The 21,796-nt window shown below is 67.3% G+C and carries 17 protein-coding genes; 10 read left to right on the top strand and 7 right to left on the bottom strand.

From position 1 onward, the window contains the following. Positions 1-69 precede the first annotated feature (69 nt). Genes ACNQPB_RS07975 through ACNQPB_RS07965 form a run of 3 tightly spaced genes read left to right on the top strand, consistent with a single transcriptional unit; the run spans position 70 to position 3,165 of the window. Positions 70-738, top strand: a complete 669-nt coding sequence (locus ACNQPB_RS07975) for a response regulator transcription factor (protein WP_498750600.1) — start codon at positions 70-72, stop codon at positions 736-738. Then, positions 735-2,156, top strand: coding sequence for a sensor histidine kinase (locus ACNQPB_RS07970; protein ID WP_498750598.1), 1,422 nt, complete (start codon positions 735-737; stop codon positions 2,154-2,156). The genes ACNQPB_RS07975 and ACNQPB_RS07970 overlap by 4 nt, the downstream gene beginning before the upstream one ends. Then, positions 2,149-3,165, top strand: a complete 1,017-nt coding sequence (locus tag ACNQPB_RS07965) for a TAXI family TRAP transporter solute-binding subunit (protein ID WP_498750596.1) — start codon at positions 2,149-2,151, stop codon at positions 3,163-3,165. The genes ACNQPB_RS07970 and ACNQPB_RS07965 overlap by 8 nt, the downstream gene beginning before the upstream one ends. Before the next feature lie 19 nt (positions 3,166-3,184). Here the strand turns inward: ACNQPB_RS07965 and ACNQPB_RS07960 are convergent, their stop codons facing one another. The 4 genes from ACNQPB_RS07960 to ACNQPB_RS07945 all read right to left on the bottom strand — a co-directional run bounded on the left by ACNQPB_RS07960 (position 3,185) and on the right by ACNQPB_RS07945 (position 8,591). Further along, positions 3,185-4,474, bottom strand: coding sequence for a serpin family protein (locus ACNQPB_RS07960; protein ID WP_498750595.1), 1,290 nt, complete (start codon positions 4,472-4,474; stop codon positions 3,185-3,187). 201 nt (positions 4,475-4,675) lie between these two features. Continuing rightward, positions 4,676-6,118, bottom strand: a complete 1,443-nt coding sequence (locus ACNQPB_RS07955) for an amino acid permease (RefSeq protein ID WP_498750593.1) — start codon at positions 6,116-6,118, stop codon at positions 4,676-4,678. Positions 6,119-6,297: 179 nt separating this feature from the next. After that, positions 6,298-7,011: a response regulator gene (locus ACNQPB_RS07950; protein ID WP_498750591.1), complete on the bottom strand. Its 714-nt coding sequence runs from the start codon at positions 7,009-7,011 to the stop codon at positions 6,298-6,300. Then, complete coding sequence (locus ACNQPB_RS07945) at positions 6,981-8,591, bottom strand: ATP-binding protein (RefSeq protein WP_498750589.1); 1,611 nt, start codon at positions 8,589-8,591, stop codon at positions 6,981-6,983. Before ACNQPB_RS07945 ends, ACNQPB_RS07950 begins: the two co-directional genes overlap by 31 nt. 261 nt (positions 8,592-8,852) lie before the next feature. Here ACNQPB_RS07945 and ACNQPB_RS07940 point away from each other — a divergent pair, with 261 nt between their 5' ends. From ACNQPB_RS07940 to ACNQPB_RS07930, 3 genes are read left to right on the top strand one after another with little or no spacing between them, the layout of a single operon-like run. Then, positions 8,853-9,701, top strand: a complete 849-nt coding sequence (locus ACNQPB_RS07940; RefSeq protein ID WP_498750587.1) for an ABC transporter ATP-binding protein — start codon at positions 8,853-8,855, stop codon at positions 9,699-9,701. 23 nt (positions 9,702-9,724) lie between these two features. Continuing rightward, the gene (locus tag ACNQPB_RS07935) at positions 9,725-10,579 is read left to right on the top strand and encodes an ABC transporter permease (protein ID WP_498750585.1); all 855 of its coding nucleotides are present in this window, start codon (positions 9,725-9,727) and stop codon (positions 10,577-10,579) included. 52 nt (positions 10,580-10,631) lie between these two features. After that, on the top strand, positions 10,632-11,750 hold the full coding sequence (locus tag ACNQPB_RS07930) for an ABC transporter substrate-binding protein (RefSeq protein ID WP_498750584.1): 1,119 nt from the start codon (positions 10,632-10,634) through the stop codon (positions 11,748-11,750). Between the two features lie 101 nt (positions 11,751-11,851). Here the strand turns inward: ACNQPB_RS07930 and ACNQPB_RS07925 are convergent, their stop codons facing one another. Beyond that, positions 11,852-13,366, bottom strand: a complete 1,515-nt coding sequence (locus tag ACNQPB_RS07925; RefSeq protein WP_498750582.1) for a helix-turn-helix domain-containing protein — start codon at positions 13,364-13,366, stop codon at positions 11,852-11,854. A 143-nt stretch (positions 13,367-13,509) separates the two neighbouring features. Between ACNQPB_RS07925 and aceA the strand changes: the two genes are divergently transcribed. After that, entirely contained in the window at positions 13,510-14,841 is a 1,332-nt protein-coding gene (aceA, locus tag ACNQPB_RS07920) for an isocitrate lyase (protein WP_498750581.1), read from the top strand. A gap of 401 nt (positions 14,842-15,242) precedes the next feature. After that, positions 15,243-16,904, top strand: a complete 1,662-nt coding sequence (gene aceB / locus ACNQPB_RS07915) for a malate synthase A (protein WP_498750580.1) — start codon at positions 15,243-15,245, stop codon at positions 16,902-16,904. A 184-nt stretch (positions 16,905-17,088) separates the two neighbouring features. Here aceB and ACNQPB_RS07910 read toward each other — a convergent pair whose 3' ends face one another. Beyond that, complete coding sequence (locus tag ACNQPB_RS07910; RefSeq protein WP_498750578.1) at positions 17,089-18,285, bottom strand: MFS transporter; 1,197 nt, start codon at positions 18,283-18,285, stop codon at positions 17,089-17,091. A gap of 103 nt (positions 18,286-18,388) precedes the next feature. Next, positions 18,389-19,609 (bottom strand): ROK family transcriptional regulator, encoded by a 1,221-nt coding sequence (locus ACNQPB_RS07905; RefSeq protein WP_498750577.1) that lies wholly within the window; start codon positions 19,607-19,609, stop codon positions 18,389-18,391. 191 nt (positions 19,610-19,800) lie between these two features. Here ACNQPB_RS07905 and ACNQPB_RS07900 point away from each other — a divergent pair, with 191 nt between their 5' ends. Both ACNQPB_RS07900 and ACNQPB_RS07895 read left to right on the top strand, forming a co-directional pair. Further along, positions 19,801-20,892 carry a Gfo/Idh/MocA family oxidoreductase gene (locus ACNQPB_RS07900; RefSeq protein WP_498750575.1) on the top strand — a complete coding sequence of 364 codons (1,092 nt, stop codon included), beginning with the start codon at positions 19,801-19,803 and terminating at the stop codon, positions 20,890-20,892. After that, positions 20,889-21,689: a hypothetical protein gene (locus ACNQPB_RS07895; protein ID WP_498750574.1), complete on the top strand. Its 801-nt coding sequence runs from the start codon at positions 20,889-20,891 to the stop codon at positions 21,687-21,689. The genes ACNQPB_RS07900 and ACNQPB_RS07895 overlap by 4 nt, the downstream gene beginning before the upstream one ends. Positions 21,690-21,796: the final 107 nt, after the last annotated feature.

Here is a 21,796-nt window from a genome sequence, read left to right as displayed (position 1 = left end):
AACGGACCACCATGCGGCGGAATCCGCGGGACCGAACAGCAGAGGACCGAACAGCAGAGGACCAAGGCAATGCGTGTGCTGATCGTCGAAGACGACGATGCGATGGCATCGGCACTGCTCGCGGCCGTCGTCTCCGCCGGGCACAAACCGCGCCGGGTGGCCCGCGGCGCGGACGCCATCCTGGCCCACCGCGACTACGAAGTGATTCTCATGGACCTCGGCCTCCCCGACATCGACGGGCTGGACCTGCTGCGCAAGCTCCGCCAGGTGACCGACTCCCCCATCCTGATCCTCACGGCCCGGGACGACGAACGCAGCGTAGTCCTGGGACTCCGCTCTGGCGCCGACGACTACCTCGTGAAACCCGTGAAACTCGTCGAACTGCTCGCCCGCATCGAGGCCGTCACCCGGCGGGTCGCCAAAGCGGCCGGCAGCCGTCCGCATTCCCTCGTGGTCGGAGAACTCGACGTCGACCTCGACCGCCGGGTCGCCGTCGTCGGCTCCCGGGAACTGCAGCTGACCGCCACGGAGTTCGACCTGCTGGCGCTGCTCGCCCGGAACGCGGGTTCGGTGGTGACCCGCGAACAGATCCTCGACGCCCTCTGGGGCGACGCGTTCCTCGCGTCCTCCCGCTCGCTGGACGTCCACCTGACCGGGCTGCGTTCCAAACTGGGGCTGCCCGGCTTCATCATCAACGTGCGGGGTGTGGGCTACCGCATCGAGGCGGAACCGGCATGAGGCTGCGGGTCCTGGGCACTCTGGGGGTGCTGGCCGCGCTCCTGGTGGTGGTGGTCGCCGCGGCGATCCTGAGCTCGGCCAGCCGCGAGCTGGCCCAGGAAGTGCAGATCAACCGGGTGTCCGCGCTCAACCGCTTCGCCCAGCTCGCCTACGACGCCGCCCTCGATGGCGATTCCAGCCAGCTCCAAGGCGAAATGGAACGCTACTCCGGGTTGTACGGAGAAGGAGTGCTCATTCGTTTGCCGTCCGGGACGCTGCGGTCCGGCGGGCTCGGCGATGACCGGCCGGAAGTGCGCAGCGCCGTCGCGCAGGCCAGCCTGAACCTCAGCAACACCACTCTGCCGCCCGTGCAGGCGTTCGGCTCAGGCCCGGCGTTCATCTCGCGTTCCTTCGGGCCGGCGAGCCAGGTGCTCGGCGAGGCGGTGCTGGAGGTAAAGCTCGACGCCGCCCGGCAGAAACTGCTCGAACGGTACCTTTTGGTGGGCCTCGGGGCCGTGCTGCTCTGGCTGCTGCTCCTGCTCGGTGCCGCCCGCGTGACCGCCTGGGTGCTGCGTCCGGTGCACCGGCTGAACTCTGCGGCGCAGGAACTCGCTGCCCGCGGGAAGACCGCGCGGCTTCCCGAGGCGGGCCCTCCAGAGCTGAGGGAGTTGAGCCGCAGCTTCAGCAGGATGGCGCAGACCGTGAGCGAGAGCATGGAGTCGCAGCGCCTGCTGATCGCCGATACCTCGCACCAGCTGCGGAACCCCGTCGGCGCCCTCCGGCTGCGGCTGGACCTCCTGCAGCTCAAGCTCCGCTCGGCGGAAGAGCAGGCCGCCGCCACGGACGTCACCGCCGAGCTTGAACGGGTGGAGGAAATCCTCGACGGCGTGCTGCGGCTCGCGTCGGCCGAACACCGCGCGTCGGAGGGCGCTGTTACCGCCGACCCGGACGCGGAGGTCCCGGACATCGATCCCTTCGCGGTGCTCCAGGAGGAGACGGACCGCGCGCGGCCCGCCGCGGAGGCCGCCGGCGTCGTCCTTCTTTTGGAAGGCGGGCCCGGCGTGCGGCTGCATTGCAAGCCCGGCGAGCTGGCGCACATGGTGGACGAGCTCCTCACCAACGCCATCAAGTACGCCCCCGGAACGAAGGTTACGGTGGCCCTCCGCGGGCGGGACGGTGCGATCTCAATCGAAGTGTCCGACGGCGGTCCCGGCCTGCCTGCCGAAGGCCGGGCTGCTGCCACCTCGCGTTTCTGGCGGTCGCCGGAACACCAGGCGATCCGCGGCACGGGGCTGGGCATGACGATCGTGGACCGGCTGGCGAAGGCCAACGGCGGCCGGCTGGTGCTGGAGGAGAACCCGGGCGGCGGGCTGCGGGCACGGCTGGAGTTCCCCGCCGCGGGCACGGCCCGATCAAGTCCGGGGGCAGGCGATGGCTGAGCCGGCAATGGACTTGCCCCGCCGGGCCGTGCTGAAATCCGCGCTGAAGGCAGGCCTCTCCGCAGGGCTCGCCGGGCTGTCGGTGCCCTTGATTGCGGCGTGCACCCCGGGCAGCGGACCGCAAAGCATCACCGTCGCCGGCGGCGAAAGCGGAGGTTTCTACCTCGAGTTCGCCACCCTGCTGGCCGGTGCCCTGCAGCGGGAGGGCGTGGCCGGAAAGGCCGAACCGCTCACCACCGGAGGCAGCCTGGAAAACCTGGAACTGCTCCGCGCCGGCAAAGCGACCTTTGCGATCGCACTGGCGGACGCCGCGTCCGACGCTGCCACAGGCGCTACGGCAAGCGGTGCCGCAGCGCCGATGGCCGCCGTCGGGAAGGTTTACGAAAACTACGTGCACTGCATCGTCCGCAAGGACAGCGGGATCCGAAGCCTCGGCGAGCTCGCGGGCCGGACGGTCGGCACGGGCGAGGCCCGTTCCGGCACCTCCTTGACTGCGCGCAGGATCCTGGAGACGTTCGGGGCCGGCGACGGGCGGGGCGCATTCGCGAAGCACCCGCCCAAGGAAAACAGCCTCGGGCTGAACACGGGCCTCGCCGCGCTGCGGAGCGGAACCGTGGATGCCTTGTTCTGGTCAGGCGGCGTACCTACCGCAGCCATCGCGGCGCTGAACAAGGAACTCGGCCTGGCGTTCCTCGATCTCTCGGCACTGATCCGCCCGATGCGCGCAGGCTTCGGCCCCTTCTACGACCGCGTCCTCATCCCTGGGAACAGCTACGAGGGTGCACCGGCGGTGTGGACGGTGGGCGTGGCCAACCTGCTGCTGTGCCGCCGGGATCTGGACGACCGCACAGTGGAGCGCACCGTGGAACTGCTGGTCACCCGCGCCGGCGAACTTGTTCCGCAGACCAGCGCCGGGGTGCAGTTCCTCAGCCCGGACACCCTGATCAACACCGCCGGCATTCCCCTGCACCCCGCGGCGGAGCGGGCGTACCGCGCCCTGCACGGCTGAGCCCATCCCTGGGTCCCGCTTACCGCGGGTCTGCCACCTCGCCCATGAACAAGGGCAGGCCCGTCTCCGTGTGCACGATCTGGTAGAGGAACGGGTGGTCGAAGCTGATGCTGCGCGCTGGCGCCGCGACGGCTTCCGCGTTGATCTGGGTGACGGCCGCTGCAATTGTGCCCTTCTCGGCCACCGTGATGTTGGCTGCCTGCGCGGCGGCGGTAAGGGTCAAGCCGGGCTGGATGGCGTCGAAGTCAGTAAGCGTCCGGAAGGTCTTCGTCAGTCCCATCCCCTGCAGCATCTTGCTGAGGTCGAAATTGCTCTTGTGGTCCCACTTCGGCAGTTTGATCTCCATTGTCGACGGCGTGGCCTGCCCAAGTGCCTCCGCCACCTGGGCCAGCGTCCCGGCGTCGAGGGCGTCATGCGGCGCGCCTGCCGAGGTGTCCGGAAGCACCAGCCGCATCACGAACCCCTCAGCGTAGGGCAGGTCTACTGCCTGCCAGCCGTTGCCCTTCGCATACGCCACGCTGGAGGAGCTGGACATGGTGGGCACGTTGATGAGTTCTGCGCCGGCCTTGGTGAACGGCCGATCCGCGGTGTTCGCCGTAGCGAACGCGACCTTCCAGGCGCTGGCGAAGTACACCGCGTTCAGCAGGCTGAAGGTGTCGTCCGGGTTGAATTTCACCGGGGCCTTCTTGATGCGGCCGCCGGTGTTCTTGTCCACCCAGGCGTCGATGGCGGGCCCGGTCACCCCGGCATTCCGGAAGTCCACGGGGTACACGCCGGTGCCGTAATGCTTGGCCAGGGTATCCAGGTAGGCCTTGCCGGTGGGCGTGGCCTTGTCGATGAAGAGGCCGTTGGCAACATGCACCACCGGCGTGCGCGGCGGGTTCTTCTCGTCCACCGAGGCGGGATCGCCGTCGAACTTTTGCAGGGAGGCGAGCAATGCGTTCATTGCTTCGTCCCTGTTTTCCGACGGCAGCCCGAGCACCTTGTCCATTTCGGCGGCGGTGGGTCCGGACGCGCCGGCCCGCAGCATCGACAGGGCGATCAGCAGGCTCCCGGGCGAGGAGACGACGTTCCCATTGGGTTCCTCGCCGCCGTCGGCCAGCAGCTTTTCGCCGAGTCTCAGGGCCGCCTGCCGGTAGGCCGCAAGCTCCTTCGGGTATGCCGAACCGCGGACGGCAACCCTTTCGACGTCGGCCTTCAGCAGTGCGGGGGCCGGAGCGGATACCGGCGGCGACGGCGGCGCTGAGCAGGCGGCGAGGGCCACGACGGCGCCGATCGCCGTTGCGCGGACAAGGTACGTGAGATTCATGGCGTCCCCCTTGATTGCCTCCGTCGGCTGATTGCCTCCGTCGGCTGATTGCCTCCGTTGGCACGCCCAGTCAAGCAGGACAGGTACCGGAAGACCATGCCCGGACGGTCACGTTTGGGGTGCGGTTTGCTTGCAATTTCGCCTACAACGCAAGGGGGCCCGCGCCCTCCCTGTGGGTGGCGCGGGCCTGCAGCTCACGGCTCAGGAAGCGGAGACCTCCACTGCCTCGTCGCCCGCTTCTTCGCCCGCCTTCGACGCGGCGCGGCGGGCCTTGAGCTTCTTGTTCACCAGCGGCCAGAACAGGGCCAGCACCGCCACGGACACCAGCGAGGTCCACACCTGGGTGCGGCCGGAGTCGCCGGAGAACAGCATGACCACCACGATGCCCAGCACGGCCGCTATCACCAGGATGCCCAGCCAGGGGTGCAGCCACATGCGCAGCTTCAGGGCCGCGGTTTCCTCCGGAGTCATGCGTGCCCGGCTGCGCAGCTGGGTCAGGGCGATGAAGGCGTAGACGAACAGTGCCACCAGGCCGGCAGAGTTCATGATGAAGTCGAAGATGCCCGAATCCGGTGCGGCGAAGTTGATGATGACGGCGGCGTACCCGCCCAGCGTTGAAGCGATGACGGCGGCAACCGGGATGCCGGTGGACGACTTGCGGGCGATGATCTTCGGCGCGTAGCCCTGCCCGGCGATCGAGGAGAACATGCGGGCGGCCGAGTACAGGCCGGAGTTCAGCACCGAGCACACTGCGGTGAGGATGACGGCGCTCATCACGATGTCGGCGCCGGGCAGTCCGTAGAGGCTGAAGAGGTAGGCAAACGGGGCCTTGTCCTTGGGATCGGGCAGCTGGTTCCACGGGACGACGGTGACGATGAGGAGGACCGCGCCGACGAAGAAGATCAGGATCCGCCAGATCACGGTGCTGGTGGCCTGGCGGACGCCCTTGGCCGGGTCCTCCGATTCAGAGGCGGCCATGACGGCGATTTCCGTGCCGAAGTAGGAGAAGATCACGATCGCCACGCCGCCGATTACCGCACCGAAGCCTTCGGGCATGAAGCCGCCGTGTTCCCACAGGTTCGGGATGGCGAACTGGGCATTGGGCCACAGGCCAAGCGCAAAGAGCACGCCCACCACCAGGAAGACCACGATGGCCGCCACCTTGATGCTGGCCAGCCAGAACTCGGTCTCGCCGAAGGAACGCAAGGACACCAGGTTGGCTCCGGTGAAGACCAGGAGCAGCAGGACGGAGAAGATCCACTGCGGGATCGAGGGCACCCAGCCGTGCAGGATGGACCCGCCCACCACGGCTTCGTAGGCAATTACGCCCACCCAGAAGTACCAATAGAGCCAGCCCACGAAGTAGCCGGCCCAGTCCCCGAGGCTGACACGGGCGTACTCCATGAAGGAGCCGACGGCGGGGCGGGCCGCTGCCATTTCGCCCAGCATGCGCATGGCCAGGAAGACCAGCAGGCCGCCGATCAGGTACGAGATGACGGCGGCGGGACCCACCGCGTGGATCACGTTGGCGGAGCCGACGAAGAGGCTGGAACCGATGATGCCACCAAGGGTGATCATGGTGACGTGCCTGGACCGGAGCTTCTTGGGTCCGTGGCTTTGTGTGCCGGGGGTCTCGGCTGGCATGGGTACTTCTTTCTTTGGGGAGTGCAGCGCCCGGAGGGCACACGGCATCCTATGTGAAAGAAGCAGCCGCCGTACAAATGAGAGTTTCCCTTTGCTTGACTTGCGCGAACGTACAGATAATGCCCCGTCTTCGCGGATTTAAGGGCAGCAACTGTACGTTCGCGCGAATCCTGGCTGGGCTATTTGGACTCCGCCGGCACGTAGGTGTTGACCGGGCGCCCGGTGGTGCCGTACTCGAGGTGCAAGGTCACACGGTTCTTCCGTTCGAGTTCGCTCAGGTAGCGCTGGGCCGTGGGCCGCGAGATGCCGATGAGATCTGACACTTCCTGCGCCCCCAGGGGACGGTTGGCGGTGACGACGGCGTCGAGGACCTTCTGCATGGTCGGCGGGAGGCGCCGGGCGGAGCCGGAGCCGGGACCGGCTGCCGGAGCTGCCCGCCGCGAGGCGAACAGCGCGTCCACGTCCGGCTGCCCTGTGATCCGCCGCGACTCCGCGTCCGTGCGCCACTTTTGGTAGGCCCGCAGCTGCTCGGCGAGCTGCTCGAACCCGAACGGTTTCACGAGGTAGTACACCGCGCCGCCGCGCATCGCCGCGCGCACAGTCTTCACGTCGCGCGCCGCGGTGATGATGATGACATCCACGTCCTCGCCTGCCTCGCGCAGCGACTGCAGCAGCGAGATGCCGTCCTCATCGGGCAAGTAGACGTCCAGGAGCAGCAGGTCCAGCCGCTTCGATGCGACAGCCGCCCGCGCTTCGGCAGCCGTGTGCGCCTCGCCAACGCACTCATAGCCCGGAACCCGGGCCACCTGGGCGGCATGGAGCCGCGCCACGCGGTAGTCGTCGTCGACGACGAGCACCCGGATCATCCTGCCGCCCCGCTCGTTGGAATCCACACTTCGAACCGTCCCCCCGGCCCCGCAAACACGTCCATCGTGCCGCCCGCGCGGCGCACGATCCTCGCCACAAGTGCCAGGCCAATGCCGCGCCGCAGCGCCGGGCCCCCGACGTCACCTGGCCGTTCGGCCTTCGTCGTGTAGCCATCGCGAACGACGTCGTCCACCGCCGACGCGGGCACGCCCGGTCCGCTGTCGGTCACCGAGACGAAAACGCCTTCGGAGTCATCCAGGGTAAGCGTCACTTCGCGCGGCCCCGGCAGCTCGGACACGGCATCGACAGCGTTGTCCAAAAGGTTCCCCACGATCGTCAGGAGGTCCTGCGTCCCCAGGGCCGGTTCACGGAGGTGCGACTCCTCGGAGACGGCTACGTGCACGTCCTGCTCGGCAGCCACGGTGATCTTCGCATAGATCAGCGCCGCGAGTTCGGGCGGCTCGATCCGCGAGCGCAGCCCCTCCCCCAAGGAGCGCGAGGTGTCCGCGATGCCCGAGACGAAGGTGCGCGCCTGCTCGATGTCGCCCAGGTGGAGAAGGGCGCCCACAGTATGCATGCGGTTGGCGTACTCGTGCTCCTGCGCGCGCAAGGCCGCCATGAGCCCCTCCAGCGCACGAAGATCCCGCACCAGCGCCTCCACTTCGGTACGGTCGCGCAGGGTGACGACGGCGCCCACGCTCCGGCCGCCCACGCTCACGGGCATGCGGTTGGCCACGAGCAGGGAGTCGTCGGTGATGACCGTCTGGTCCGCGCCCGGGGCATCACCGGTGAGGACGTCGCGCAGCCGCCCCGCCGGGATTAACTTATCGATCGGACGGTCCAAGGGCGTGTTCTCAAGGCGCAGCAGGCGGCGGGCTTCGCCGTTGATCACGGTGACGCGGCCGCCGTCGTCGATTCCCACCATGCCCTCACGGATGCCGTGCAACAGCGCCTCCCGCTCCTGCAGGAGCGAGGCGATCTCCGCAGGCTCGAGCCCGAACGTCGCGCGCTTGATGGCCCGTGCCAGCACGAAGGAACCGGCACCGCCGATGAGGAGGACTAGGACCGAGGAGCCGCCGACGATCCCGGCGTCCCGTTCCAGTTCCACGCCGACCGTGGTCTCGAGGATGCCCACCGAAACCTGCCCGACGACGTTCCCCGCCGCGTCCAGGATGGGCGCCTTGGCATTGGCGGAGTCACCCAGGCTGCCGTGGTCGGTGCCCAGATGCGCCTGCCCGTCGAGTACGGCCACCGGCTCTTCGAGCCGTTTTCCAATGAGCGACGGTGTGGGGTGGGAGAAACGGACCCCGTCCCGGTCCGTGACCACCACATAGTCCGTCCGGGCCTTCGTTCGCACCCGTTCGGCGATGCCCTGGATCTGGTGGCCCGGATCACCGGAGACCACCCCGGTGGCAACCCCGGGCATCTGCGCCACCGACTCGGCGACGCCCAAGGCACGCAAGCGGAACTGCTCGTCGAGGACCTGGCTGGTGATGCGGTTGGTCACCAGACTGCCAAGGGCCACCGTGAGGACAATCAGCACCAGCGTCCACACCAGGATCTGCGACGCGAGGGGCCGCGCCGCCCACCATGCTTTCGCACTCACTGCCGGCCCTGGCTGGAGTGACGCCTCGAAAGCCCGCCGATCGGCGACCGATCAGAATGCGCAAAACGTGAATGAAGGCTAACAACCCTCACAAGGCACGCAAGCGTGGCTGTGCTGTGGCGGTCCTTCCTACGGTAGGTGCACAGATCATGATCCATGTCACAAACACCAATGGTTGCGAGACATGGCTCAAGGATCCATCAGACAAAGGCGTCGCCGCAAATGAGGGCCGGGCGCCATTCCAACAGAGAGGTTTACGCCATGGGTGTAACCCAACGCATCCGCCCGCCAGCGGACGCCGGCAACGACGCCGGCATTGAAATAGCCGGGCTGACCAAGCGCTACCTCACGCCGAAAGGCGAGACGTTCACCGCGATCCGCGACGTGGCACTTTCCGTCGAGCCCGGACAGTTCTGTTCGATCGTCGGCCCCACAGGCTGCGGCAAATCCACCACGCTGGCCCAGGTCTCCGGCTTGGAGCGTCCCAGCGAGGGTTCCGTGCGGGTCGGCGGCAACCTCGTCGAGGGCATCACCGACGGCGTCAGCTACATGTTCCAGGCAGATGCACTCTTTCCCTGGAAGAGCGTCCTCAACAACGTGATGATGGGTCCGGTCCTGCTGGGAACCCCGAAGCGCGAGGCCACGCTGCTCGCACGGGACTGGATCAGGCGCGTGGGGCTGGCCGGATTCGAGGACCGGTACCCGCACCAGCTCTCCGGCGGAATGCGCAAGCGCGTGGCCATGGCCGCGGCCCTTATCAACAATCCGAGGATCCTGCTTATGGACGAGCCGTTCGGCGCCCTCGACGTGCAGACCAAAGCCATCATGCAGAACGAACTGCTCAAGCTCTGGGAGGAACTGCGGCCTTCGGTCCTGTTTATCACGCACGACCTCGACGAGGCCGTGGCGCTCTCCGACCGGGTAGTGATCATGACCAGCAGCCCTGGAACGGTCAAGGACGTATTCGACATTGACCTGCCGCGGCCGCGCGGAAACGTCCAGGAGATCCGGCACGAGGAGCGCTTCCTGGAACTGCAGGGCCAGATCTGGGAATCGCTCAAGGACGAAGTCACGCGCGCCTACGCCAAGACGGCGGGTGCAGCGGCATGACGACTCTTGTGCAAGGAGAAACCGTGAAACCGAAGCAGCAACAGCAGTCCGGCACGGCCGCACAGTCCGGACGGAGGGCGCACCGCCGCCGGACGACGGCGATCTGGGTGGGCCGCGCGGTCCTCGCCGTGGCAGTGGTCGGCGGATGGCAATGGTTCACCGGTGAGGGCTGGGTCGACAAGTTCTTCTTCGGCCAGCCCAGCGAAATCTGGAACAGCCTCGTGAGGCTCTTCACGGAGGGAACTGCGTTCGGCACCATCTGGGAGAACCTCTGGATCACCATGCAGGAGGCGTGCCTGGGCTTCCTGCTCGGCACGCTGGTGGGCGTGGTGCTCGGCATCCTGCTGGGGTCGAACAAGTATCTTTCGGCCGTCGTCGGCCCCTACATCAGGATCGTGAACTCGATTCCCCGCATCGTGCTCGGATCGATCTTCATTGTGGCCTTCGGCCTGGGCGTCTTCCCGAAGGTGCTGCTGGCCGCGGTGCTGGTCTTCTTCGTGGTCTTCTTCAACGCGTTCCAGGGCGTGCGCGAGGTGGACCAGAACCTCGTCGCGAACGTCCGGGTCCTGGGTGCTTCGCCGGTCCAGGTGGCCATCCACGTGACCATCCCGTCGGCCATGACATGGATCATCGCGAGCCTCCACACGGCTTTCGGTTTCGCCATCATCGGCGCACTCGTCGCGGAGGTGCTTGGCGCCCAACAGGGCATCGGCCTGATCATCAGCCAGGCCCAGGGCACCTTCGACCCCAACACCGTCTTCGCATGCATGGTGATCATCGCCGCGATCACGCTCGCCGCCGAATACCTGATCAGCCTGCTGGAACACACCCTCCTCAAGTGGCGGCCGCCAAACCGCTCCGAGGCCCACGCCATCTGACAACCCCGAACTCCACCCCCAACATCCACGAAGAAAAAGGAAAAGTGCCCCGATGATGAAGCACAAGTTCTACGCCGCCGCCGCTCTGGGAGCGGTTGCGCTCAGCCTCGCTGCCTGTGGCGGCAGCACCTCGGCAGGTTCCGCCGCAAGCAACGCCGGATCGAACAGCAGCGCGTCTGCCGACACGGCGAGCATGCCCACCGTCAAGCTCATGGTGGGCGGCATCGACAAGCAGATCTACCTGCCCTTCCAGCTCGCGGAAAGCCTCGGCTTCTACAAGAAGTACGGCGTGAAGATGGAGCTCTCCACCGAGCAGCACGGCGGCGTCGGCGCAGAGGAAGCAATGGCCTCGGGCCAGGTGGACATGGCCGGCGCCTGGTACATCCACACGGTCGACTTCCAGTCCAAAGGCAAGAAGGTCGTCGACCTCGTGCAGCTCTCCGGTGCTCCGGGTGAGCGCATCATGTGCAGCCCCAACGCAAACGTCCACTCCGCGGCAGACCTCAGGGGCAAGACTGTTGGCGTGACAGACCTTGGCTCCGGGACCGATGAACTCACCCAGTTCATCGCTGCCAAGGCCGGCGTCACCAAGAGCGACTACCACACCATCGCCGTGGGCGCCGGAGCCACTGCGATCGCTGCAATCCAGCGCGGCTCGGCCGACTGCGTCATGACCACGCAGCCCACCGTCGGCGCGCTGGAAAGCAAGAACCTTGCCGTCTCCGCGATCGACCTCGCCACGGCGGACGGCGCCAAAGCGGCACTCGGCGGCGCGTGGCCCGCTGCGAGCGTCCTCGTCCAGGCCGACTGGGTCAAGACCCACGAGGATGCGGCCCAGAAGGTCGTGAACGCCCTCGTGGACACCATGCACTGGATCAGCACGCACTCGGCGGCCGACATCGCGGACAAGCTGCCCTCCTCCTTCGTCCAGAACAGCACCATCTCCAAGGACCAGTACGTCAAGGCCCTGGATACGGACAAGGCGCAGTTCCTGCCCGACGGCCTGATGCCGGCAGGCGGCCCCAAGACGATCTTCGCGATGGAGAAGCAGAACGGCGTGGACGCGTCCAAGATCACCTTCGCCGACACGTTCACCACCAAGTACGCGGAGGCGGCGCTCAAGCTCGAGGGCTACACGCCAACGACGACGCCCGCCGGTTCGGACGGCTAGCCGCCGCCGGCCGCGACTCCCTGCTCCCGAAATCCATCCAGCCGAACCCGGCCACGCCTGTGGCCGGGTTCGGCGTTGGCGTCAGCTGATCGGGGCGGGGTTCAGCCTCCCGAGTGCGCTTGCAGGAAGGCGTACACCTCGGTTTCGTCTACGCCCGGGAAGGCGCCGGGCGGCATCGCGGCGAGCAGGTGCGAGTGCGCGCGGGCCGACGGCCAGGCGTTGCCGGCCCACTCGTTCGCCAACGCCAAAGGCGGCCGCTTGCAGCAGGCCGGGTCCGGGCAGGTCGAGGTGGCGCGCGCCGTCGTCTCCCTCCCCCGGAACCATTTCACGTGCTGGTACGGGACGCCGATCGAAAGCGAGAATTCGCCCGACGCCGACCGCTCAGTGCGCGCGGTGCACCAGTACGTGCCGGACGGCGTGTCGGTGTACTGGGAGTAGGCGCTGAACTTGTCCGGAACGTCGAACACCGCGCGAGAGGTCCACGCCTTGCAGGAAGGCTGGCCCTCGATGGCGCCGGTGTGGTCCTGCGGGAAGGTCACGCCGTCGTTCTCGTAGGCCTTGTAGATGATGCCGCTCTGGTGGGTCTTCTGGAAATGCGTAGTGATGCCCAGGTGCCGCGTGGCCAGGTTCGTGAAACGGTGCGCCGCAGTTTCATAGGACACCGCGAAAGCATCACGGATGTCCTCCACGGCGATTTCCTTGGCCGCTTTGGCTTTTTGCAGAAATTCCACGGTGGCCTGTTCCGGCAGGAGCAGGGCGGCCGCGAAATAGTTGGTGGCCACCCGCTGCGCCAGGAAATCGCCGTAGTTGCGCGGGGTTTCGTGGCCCAGCACGTAGTGGCCCAGGGCCTGCAGCAGCACCGAACGCGGGTCGTGATCCTGGCGCTGGTTCTGCGTCAGGTAAATTCTGCGGTTCTTCAAATCCGTCACGGAGCGCGTGGAATGCGGCAGATCGCCCACGTGGTGGAGGGTGAATCCGAGCTTCTCCGCGATGTCCGCGATGACGTGCTGGCTCAGCGGCCCGCCGCTGTATCCCACCTGCCGGAGGACCTTCTGCGCCTCGGCCTCGTACTCAGGGAAGTAGTTGCCGCGCTCGCGCATCATGGCCCGCAACTCGCCGTTCGCGCGGCGGGCTTCTTCCGGCGTCGCCACCTGCTCGTTCATCTTGCGCTCGAGCTCCTGCAGCAGCCCCACCTGCGCCTCCAGGACATCCAGCGGTAGCCGCGAACTGATGCGGATTTTCGGCAGATTCAGGGACTCGTAGAGCGGCCCGCGCTGGTAGCGCTCCAGCTCGATTTCCAAGGCCGCCCGGCGGCTGGGCGGCTCGGCCCCGAGGAGTTGGTCGATGCTCACGTTGAGGGAGGCGGCGAGCTGCTGCAGCAGCCCCAGTTTTGGTTCGCGCTTGCCGTTCTCGATCAGGCTCAGCTGGCTGGGTGCGGTCCCGACGGCGGCACTCAAGTCATCGAGCGTCAGGCCGGCCTGCTTGCGCAGATGCCGCACGCGGCGGCCAAGGCTGATGACGTCCAGTTCGGGGGACGCAACGGACGACGGCGGTGACGCGACTTCGCGATTCCAGCTCACAGGCGACATTTCTTGAGAATACGCGAAGAACTGCATTTCTTTCCAGAGTTTCCCCCTAGCGGGCTCTTTGAAAGTGCAGAAAAGTAGTTCTCACGAAAAGGAATACAGATCCCGGGCAAGCCGGCCGAAGCAGCAACGACGCTGTGGAGGCCGCCCCGGCACCACCAAGGAGACATGCAATGACCGCATCGTTTGAACCAGCAGAGCAGACCGCAAGCGAGCAGGCCGCAGCGCTGGAACTTGAATGGTCTGCCAACCCGCGTTGGGAAGGCGTCACCCGTGATTACTCGGCCTCCGACGTCGTCCGCCTCCGCGGCCGGGTCTCCGAAGAGCACACCCTGGCCCGCCGCGGTTCGGAGAAGCTGTGGAAGCAGCTCACCGAGGAGGCCCCCGCCGGCGGTTACACCAACGCCCTCGGCGCCCTGACCGGCAACCAGGCCGTGCAGCAGGTCAAGGCCGGCCTGCGCGCCATCTATCTTTCCGGCTGGCAGGTGGCGGCCGACGCGAACCTCTCCGGCCACACCTACCCTGACCAGTCGCTGTACCCGGCGAACTCGGTTCCCCAGGTGGTCCGCCGCATCAACAACGCCCTGCTGCGCGCCGACCAGATCGAATACGCCGAGGGCATCAAGACCGTTGAGGACTGGCTGGTCCCGATCGTCGCCGACGCCGAGGCCGGCTTCGGCGGCCCGCTCAACGCCTACGAACTCATGAAGTCCATGATCACCGCCGGCGCCTCGGGCGTTCACTGGGAAGACCAGCTGGCCTCCGAGAAGAAGTGCGGCCACCTGGGCGGCAAGGTCCTCATTCCCACCCAGCAGCACATCCGGACGCTGAACGCGGCCCGCCTGGCTGCCGACGTCGCCGGCACCCCGACGGTCGTCATCGCCCGCACCGACGCCGAGGCAGCAACCCTGATCACCTCCGACGTCGACGAACGCGACCGCGAGTTCATCCTCCGTGAAGGGGGACAGCCGGTCCGCACCGCCGAGGGCTTCTACAAGGTCCGCAACGGCATCGAACCCTGCATCGCCCGCGCCAAGGCCTACGCTCCCTACTCCGACCTCATCTGGATGGAGACCGGCACCCCGGACCTGGAGCTGGCCCGCAAGTTCGCCGAAGCCGTCAAGGCCGAGTTCCCGGACCAGATGCTCTCCTACAATTGCTCGCCGTCGTTCAACTGGCGCAAGCACCTGGACGACGCCACCACCGCCAAGTTCCAGCGCGAACTCGGCGCCATGGGCTTCACCTTCCAGTTCATCACCCTGGCCGGTTTCCACGCCCTGAACTACTCGATGTTCGACCTCGCCCACGGCTACGCCCGCGAAGGCATGAGCGCCTACGTCGAGCTCCAGGAAAAGGAATTCGCCTCCGAGTCCCGCGGCTACACCGCAACCAAGCACCAACGCGAAGTCGGCACCGGCTACTTCGACGACATCGCCACCGCGCTCAACCCGAACGCGTCCACCCTCGCCCTGGTCGGATCGACCGAAGAGGGCCAGTTCCACTAACCACTTTCCCGACGGCGGGTGCGGTGCTCGCCTCCGGCCTACGGACCGGCATTGCTCTGCCTGCTATTCCCCACGTCCCGGTTGTCGACCTCGCTGAGCGAGGACGGACCGGGACGCAGGGCCCCTTTTACGCAGGCTGCCGCAATACCGGCCTCTCCGGCCTTGTCCGGAAGGCGCCTTTCCGGCAGCCGGGAGAAGTGATCCGGAAGCGTGCGTAAAAGGGGCCCTGTCCCCGTCCTCGGCCGAGCTCAGCGAGGCCTCAGGGCGGGGATGGGGAATAGCACGCGGAGGATCGCTTTTCCCGGCACCCAAGCCAGCCACCTGCACCGCCGGAAACGCAAGCCCGGCACCCTAGCCAACCGCCCGCCGTCGAACATTTGCTTCTCATAGGAGAGATTGACATGAACAGCTTCACCGACAGCTTCACCATCAACGGCATCACCCTGACCGCGCAGCCGATCTGCCGGCAGGCCGAGGTGCTGACTCCGGACGCCCTGGATTTCGTCGCGAAGCTGCACCGGGCGACGTCGGAGCGGCGCCGGGAGCTCATGCAGGCCCGCCACGCGCGCCGGGCACAGATTGCCTCGGGCCAGGATCCGCGGTTCCTCCCGGAAACCGAGGGCGTCCGCAACGACCCGAATTGGCGCGTCGCTCCCCCGGCCCCGGGCCTGGAGGACCGGCGGGTGGAAATCACCGGCCCGGTGGACCGCAAGATGACCATCAACGCGCTGAACTCGGGTGCCAAGGTGTGGCTGGCGGACATGGAAGACTCCTCCACCCCCACCTGGCGCAACGTCATCCAGGGCCAGCTCAACCTGACGGATGCCCTGGAGCGCCGGATCGACTTCACCTTGACCGACGGCCATAACAGCAAGGAGTACCGGCTGCGCGATGACCAGGAACTGCCCACCATCGTGGTCCGGCCGCGCGGCTGGCACCTGCCGGAGAAACACATGCTGATCGACGGCATGCCGATCGCCGGCGGCATCGTGGACTTCGGGCTGTTCTTCTTCCACAACGCCCGCCGCCTGCTGGCCCAGGGCCGCGGACCGTACTTCTACCTGCCGAAGATCGAGAACCACCTCGAGGCCCGGCTGTGGAACGACATCTTCGTCATCGCCCAGGACCTGCTCGGCATCCCGCAGGGCACCATCCGCGCCACGGTGCTGATCGAGACCATCACGGCCGCGTTCGAAATGGAGGAAATCCTGTTCGAGCTGCGCGACCACGCCGCAGGCCTTAACGCCGGCCGTTGGGACTACATCTTCTCCCTGATCAAGAACTTCAGGACCCGCGGCCCGCGCTTCGTGCTCCCGGACCGCGGCCAGGTCAGCATGACCCAGCCCTTCATGCGCTCCTACACCGAGCAGCTGGTGCGGGCCTGCCACCGCCGCGGCGCCATGGCGATCGGCGGCATGGCCGCCGCCGTTCCCAACCGCAAGGACGAGGCCGCCAACGCGGCGTCCTTCGAGAAGGTCCGCGCGGACAAGACCCGCGAGGCCAACGACGGTTTCGACGGTTCCTGGGTTGCCCACCCGGACCTGGTACCGGTCTGCCGCGAGGTGTTCGATTCGGTGCTCGGCGGCAGGGCGAACCAGCTGGACCGCTCACGCGAGGATGTCACACCCGACGACCGCGCGCTGATCGACATTTCCACCACCGAGGGAAACATCACCGAGCAGGGCATCCGCATCAACATCGAGGTGGGGATCCGATACATCGAATCGTGGCTGCGCGGCAACGGCGCCGTGGCCATCCACAACCTGATGGAGGACGCCGCCACGGCCGAGATCTCCCGCTCCCAGCTGTGGCAGTGGATCCACTCCCACGCGATCACCGACCACGGCGACATCATCACCCGCGAATGGGTGGAGGAACTGCTGGATGAGGAGTTCGCCCGGCTGGAACGCTTCGACGACGACCGCTTCACCGATGCCCGCAGCATCTTCGAAGAGGTCACCCTCGCCGAGGACTTCCCCACCTTCCTGACCATCCCGGCGTACGCCCGCTTCCTCACCGAAGCCAAGGAAGCAGCCAGCGAGGAAGAACTGGTCGCCGCCTGACCCAACCGGTTTCCGTTTGCCGGGCTGCCTGCACTCTTCGCAACAAGTGACCCCGAAGGCCGGGGAGGCAGCCCGGCGGCGGACCCACCCCTTAACCCGGCGCGAACGTACAGTTGAGGCCCCGAATCCGCGGGTTTTGGGGCCTCAACTGTACGTTCGCGCTCCTCGTTAAAGGGTGTGAGGCTCAGCGGCGCTTTCCGGCCTGGCGCACCGAGAGCGTGGTGCAGATGCTGAACGCCAGCACCGAGCCGAGAATCACCAGCAGGGGCGGGGTCCAGTTGCCGGCCCGTTCGTGCACGAAGCCGATGGCACTCGGCGCCAAGGCCGCGAAGAGGTAGCCGACACCTTGCACCAGGGCGGACATCCTGCCCGCGGTCGCCATGTCCGGCGCCACCCTGATGAGCGCGCTGAAGATGATCGTGAAGCCGCCGCCCTGGGCGATCCCGGCGCCGACGCACCACAGCCACCACAACGACGGCGCCAGCAACAGGCCCACGGGAATCGTCGCCCACAGGGCACTCACGGTGAGCGCCACCGCCGTCGGGCTCCAGTATTTGGCAAGCAGCGGCACCCCCAGCGATCCGACGATCGCCAGGACCTGGAAGATCGAGGCGCCCGCGCCTGCCTGGGTGGCCGTCATGCCGAGGGTATCGCCGAGGAAGCTCGGCAGCCAGGTGGTGACGCCGTAGTAGGAGAAGGCCTGGCCGGCGAAGCCGGCGGTGAGCCCGGCCGTGATCCAGAAGACGCCGCTCACCGGCGCAGCGGAGGCCGCGGGAGCCGCCGGCAGCGGGACCGGGACGAACGCGCGCCGCGGTCCGAACGCCAGGGCCCATGCAGCCGTCGCCGCCAAAGCGAGGATCCCGACGGCGGCCAGTGCCAGCCGCCAGCCCACCAGCTCCGCAAGCGGCGCAGTGACCACGGAGGTCAGGAATGCGCCCACGTTAAGGAACGCGGAATAGAGTCCCATCGCGGTGCCCTGCCGCCGGGGCGAGACGTCGCGCCGGATGATCAGCGGGATGCAGATGTTCCCCACCGTGATCGCCAGGCCGATCAGCACCGTCCCCAGAAGCACGACGGCGGGCGGTCCGGCCGAGCGCAGCACCACCCCTGCCAGCACACCCAGCAGGGTGAGTGTGACGGCGAACTCCGCGCCGAACCTGCGTCCGGCGACGGCGGCAGCCGGCGAAGCGAGCGAGAAACACAGCACCGGGATGCTGGTCAGCAGGCCAAGCACCACCGGCGGGAAGCCTAGTTCGGCCTGCATGGTGGCAAGCACCGGGGCCACGGAAACGATCGGGCCGCGCATGCACAGCGAGATCAAGGCGATGGACGCCAGGACCACCCAGCTGCGGGGAACACGGGAAAGCAGGCGGGCCATCATGACGCGGCCGGGCGGGCAGGGTTCGCCACGGCGGAGCTGGGAAATGGAGTCATCACTTTCATTGCTATCACGCCCCCACCCCGCGACGAGCCATAAGGCACGATCAGCCGGTTGCTTGGAGCGTGGCTTCGATCACGGCCGGGGACAAGACATGCTGCGTGACCATCTGGCTCGCCCCCAGGATGGCGGCCCTGTCACCGGCCATGGAAATGCCAATGCGCAGGTGGGACGTTGCCAGCGGTAGGGAGCGCCGGTAGACCACTTCGCGGATGCCGGCAACGAGGTGTTCCCCGGCCTCCCCCACGCTGCCGCCGATCACGATCATGGACGGGTTGAGCAGGTTGACCACGGTGGCCAGGACATCGCCGATGTCGCGTCCGGCCTGGCGCAGCGCCTGGATCGCTTGGAGATTCCCTTCGCCCACCAGGCGCAGCACGTCCGCGCCGGACGAGGCTTCCAGCCCCTGCGCCTGCAGTTGACGCGCCACGGCGGGACCGGAGGCGAGGGCTTCGAGGCACCCGTGATTGCCGCAACGGCAGAGGACGTCGTCGCCGCGGGGCACGCGGACGTGGCCGAGGTCGCCGGCCGTCCCGTTGGCTCCGCGCTGCAGTTGGCCGCTGCTGATGATGCCTGCGCCGATGCCGGTGGCCACCTTGATGAACAGGAAGTTCTCGTGTTCAGGCCAGTAGGCGGTGCGTTCGCCCAAGGCCATGATGTTGACGTCGTTGTCCACCAGCACCGGAACGGGCAATGAACGCTGGACGTAAGGGACGACGTCGAACCCGTCCCAACCCGGCATGATGGGCGGCTTCACCGGCCTGCCGGTGTCGTGTTCCACGGGGCCGGGCAGGCCGATGCCCATGCCGGCGAGGTCGCCCACGTCGCGGCCTGCTTCCGCCAGCAGTTCCTTGCCCGCGGCAATGACGCGGCCCAGGACGAGTTCCGGCCCCTCCGCTACTTCCTGTTTCAGGCGGCGTTCGGCGAGGATCTTTCCGCCGAGGTCCGTGACGGCGACAATCACGTGGGTGGCTCCGACGTCGACTGCCAGGACCACTCGCGCTGCGGGGTTGAAGGCAAAGCGCGACGGCGGCCTGCCGCCGCTGGAGCTTGCCTCGCCGGCGGGACCAACCAGTCCAGAGCTGATGAGGGCGTCGATGCGCGAGGCGACGGTGGAGCGGGCCAGACCGGTAGTCAGTGCAAGTTCCGCGCGCGTCCGGGCCCGTCCGTCGCGGAGAAGCTGGAATAGATCACCAGCACGCGAAAGACTGCCGGCGTCCTGCGCAGAGCCGTCTTTGCCGACGTCATTTCCGGGGGCTGATGTCATGCCTCAAGTGATAGCACGGATGGTTATGCGTGTCACGCATCAGAAGTTTGTCGAAGTTTTCTCAACTTTTGCTTGACGCTCGGCAAAAGTCCTCATAGGTTGTGATCAGCAACACATCACGACAACCGATGCCAGATATCGCCGGCGTCGATCTCCTGTTCCTGATTCTGCTTACGAAGAGGTAACTGAACTTGTCCAGCCACACAGACGCCGCCCCGACCCTCGGAGTCGGCATCCTCGGCGCCGGCCCCGTCACCCAGGCAATCCATCTGCCGTCCCTCGCCCGCCTCGGCGATCTCCTGACCGTCCGCCACATCATGGACGTCGACCCCGCGGTGGCGGAATCCGTGGCCGCCCGGGTCGGCGCTACACACAGCACCAGCATCGAAGCCCTTCTTGGCGACCCCGAGGTTGACGTCGTCGCCATCTGCAGCCCGCACCAATTCCACGCAGAACAGGTGATCGCCGCGTGCCGCGCCGGCAAGAAGGCCGTGCTCTGCGAAAAGCCGTTCGCCTGGAACGCCGAAGAAGCCGCCCGGATCTCGGCGGTCAGCCAGGAAACCGGCGTGCCGATCATCGTCGGCGCCATGCACACCTTCGATCCCGGCTGGTTGGCTGCCGTTGCCAACTGGGGCGAACTGCCCGAAACCGCCCACACCATCCGCTCCTCGATCGTCCTTCCGCCCAACGCGCGCTTTGAGGACTTCGCCACCGAGATCATCACCCGGCCGGCCTCCGGCACCCCGGACTACACGGACGTCGAAGTGATCAAGGGCATGCTGCGCGGCGGCATCATGGGCCTGGCCATCCACGACCTGCCGCTGGTCCGCCGCTTCGCCCCGGATTTTGCAGAGGTGGAAGTCCTCGAAGCCCGTATTGTCCGTCCCTTCGGCTACATCATTTCCCTCCGCACGCCTACCCGGACCATCGAGCTGCGTGCGGCCATGAACAACACCTGGAAGCCCGAATGGAGCTTCGAGGCGTTCTCCGACGACGCCTCGGTGCGCGTCGACTTCACCCCTTCCTACGTGCAGGCCGGGTCCGCGGTTGCTACGTTCAGCCGCACCGGAGAAACCGCCGTGCACGGTCCCTTCGACCACAACGGCTATGAAGGCGAGTGGCGCGAACTGGCCGCTCTCGCGGCGGGAACCAAGCAGCCGCCCTCCGCGCAAACCCTGATTGACGACCTCACGTTCGCCCTGGACATCGCCGAAGCCACCGCGGCCCGCGTGGACGCGGACCACAAAGCCCAACGGGCCGTCCGCGAAGGAGCCCACGCATGAGCCCGAAGTACACGGTCCACGCGACCCCGGAGGCCCGGGAAGCCGGGGCTGTTGCCTTGGCCGCCTCGTCCCTTCCCGCGTCGTTCGGCCCTGCAGGGTCCGCCTCTGCCGCTGTCGTGCGCGTCATCGCGGGACAGCCGGGATGGCCCCGGGAAGCCATCGCCGCGATCGACGCCGGCGCCCGCGGCATCGTCGTGGTGAACCCGGCCGCGGAAAGCGTCGAGGAACTCCGGAGTGCAGCGGAAGCCAGCGGCGCCGCCGTCGTCCTCGACCAGCGCTGGGCCGCAAACCCCGCTGTTGCAAGGGCCGAGGACGCCGTCCGCGCGATGGCCGGACGCGCCGCAGTCCTCGACTCCGTGGCCACGGCCCCGGCGGGCAGCGACTCCGGTGCCTTGCTCGCTGACCACCTTGCCGCCGTCCTGCGGTTGACCGGCCGCCTCGAGAACCTCCGCGTCGTCACCACCGGGACACACGGCTACACCGTGACCGCCCGGCTCGCGAACGGTGCACCGGTTGCCCTGCAGGGCATCCTGAGCGGCGCCCGTCCCGCCGGCGTCGACATCAGCCTGTTGACCGACGACGGCGGTGTCAGGGTCGCGCTTCCGGAACCCGTGGCAGCCTGGCCGGCAACGGTCAAGGTCACCGGCCCGCAGGGTGAAGTCCTCCTGCCGACGCTTTACGAATCCGCCCACCGTGCCACGTGGCGCCGGCTCAAGGGACACCTCGACGCCGGCACCGCACCCTCCGACCTGCACCGCTTCGCGGCGCTGACGGAATCCCTGTCCGCCCTCTCCTAGTTCGCTACTCCCAGGCACCACCCGCAGTACCCATTCACAGCATTTGCCCTTCTCAACGTTGAGCTGGACCGGCCACAAGGTAAGTGGCGGTCCCGAAAGGAATCATC

The organism is Curtobacterium sp. LFS079 (assembly GCF_047977865.1).
Classification (GTDB): domain Bacteria; phylum Actinomycetota; class Actinomycetes; order Actinomycetales; family Micrococcaceae; genus Arthrobacter.
The sequence above is the reverse complement of the archived record's forward strand: the minus strand, read 5'-3'. Positions and strand labels throughout refer to the sequence as shown.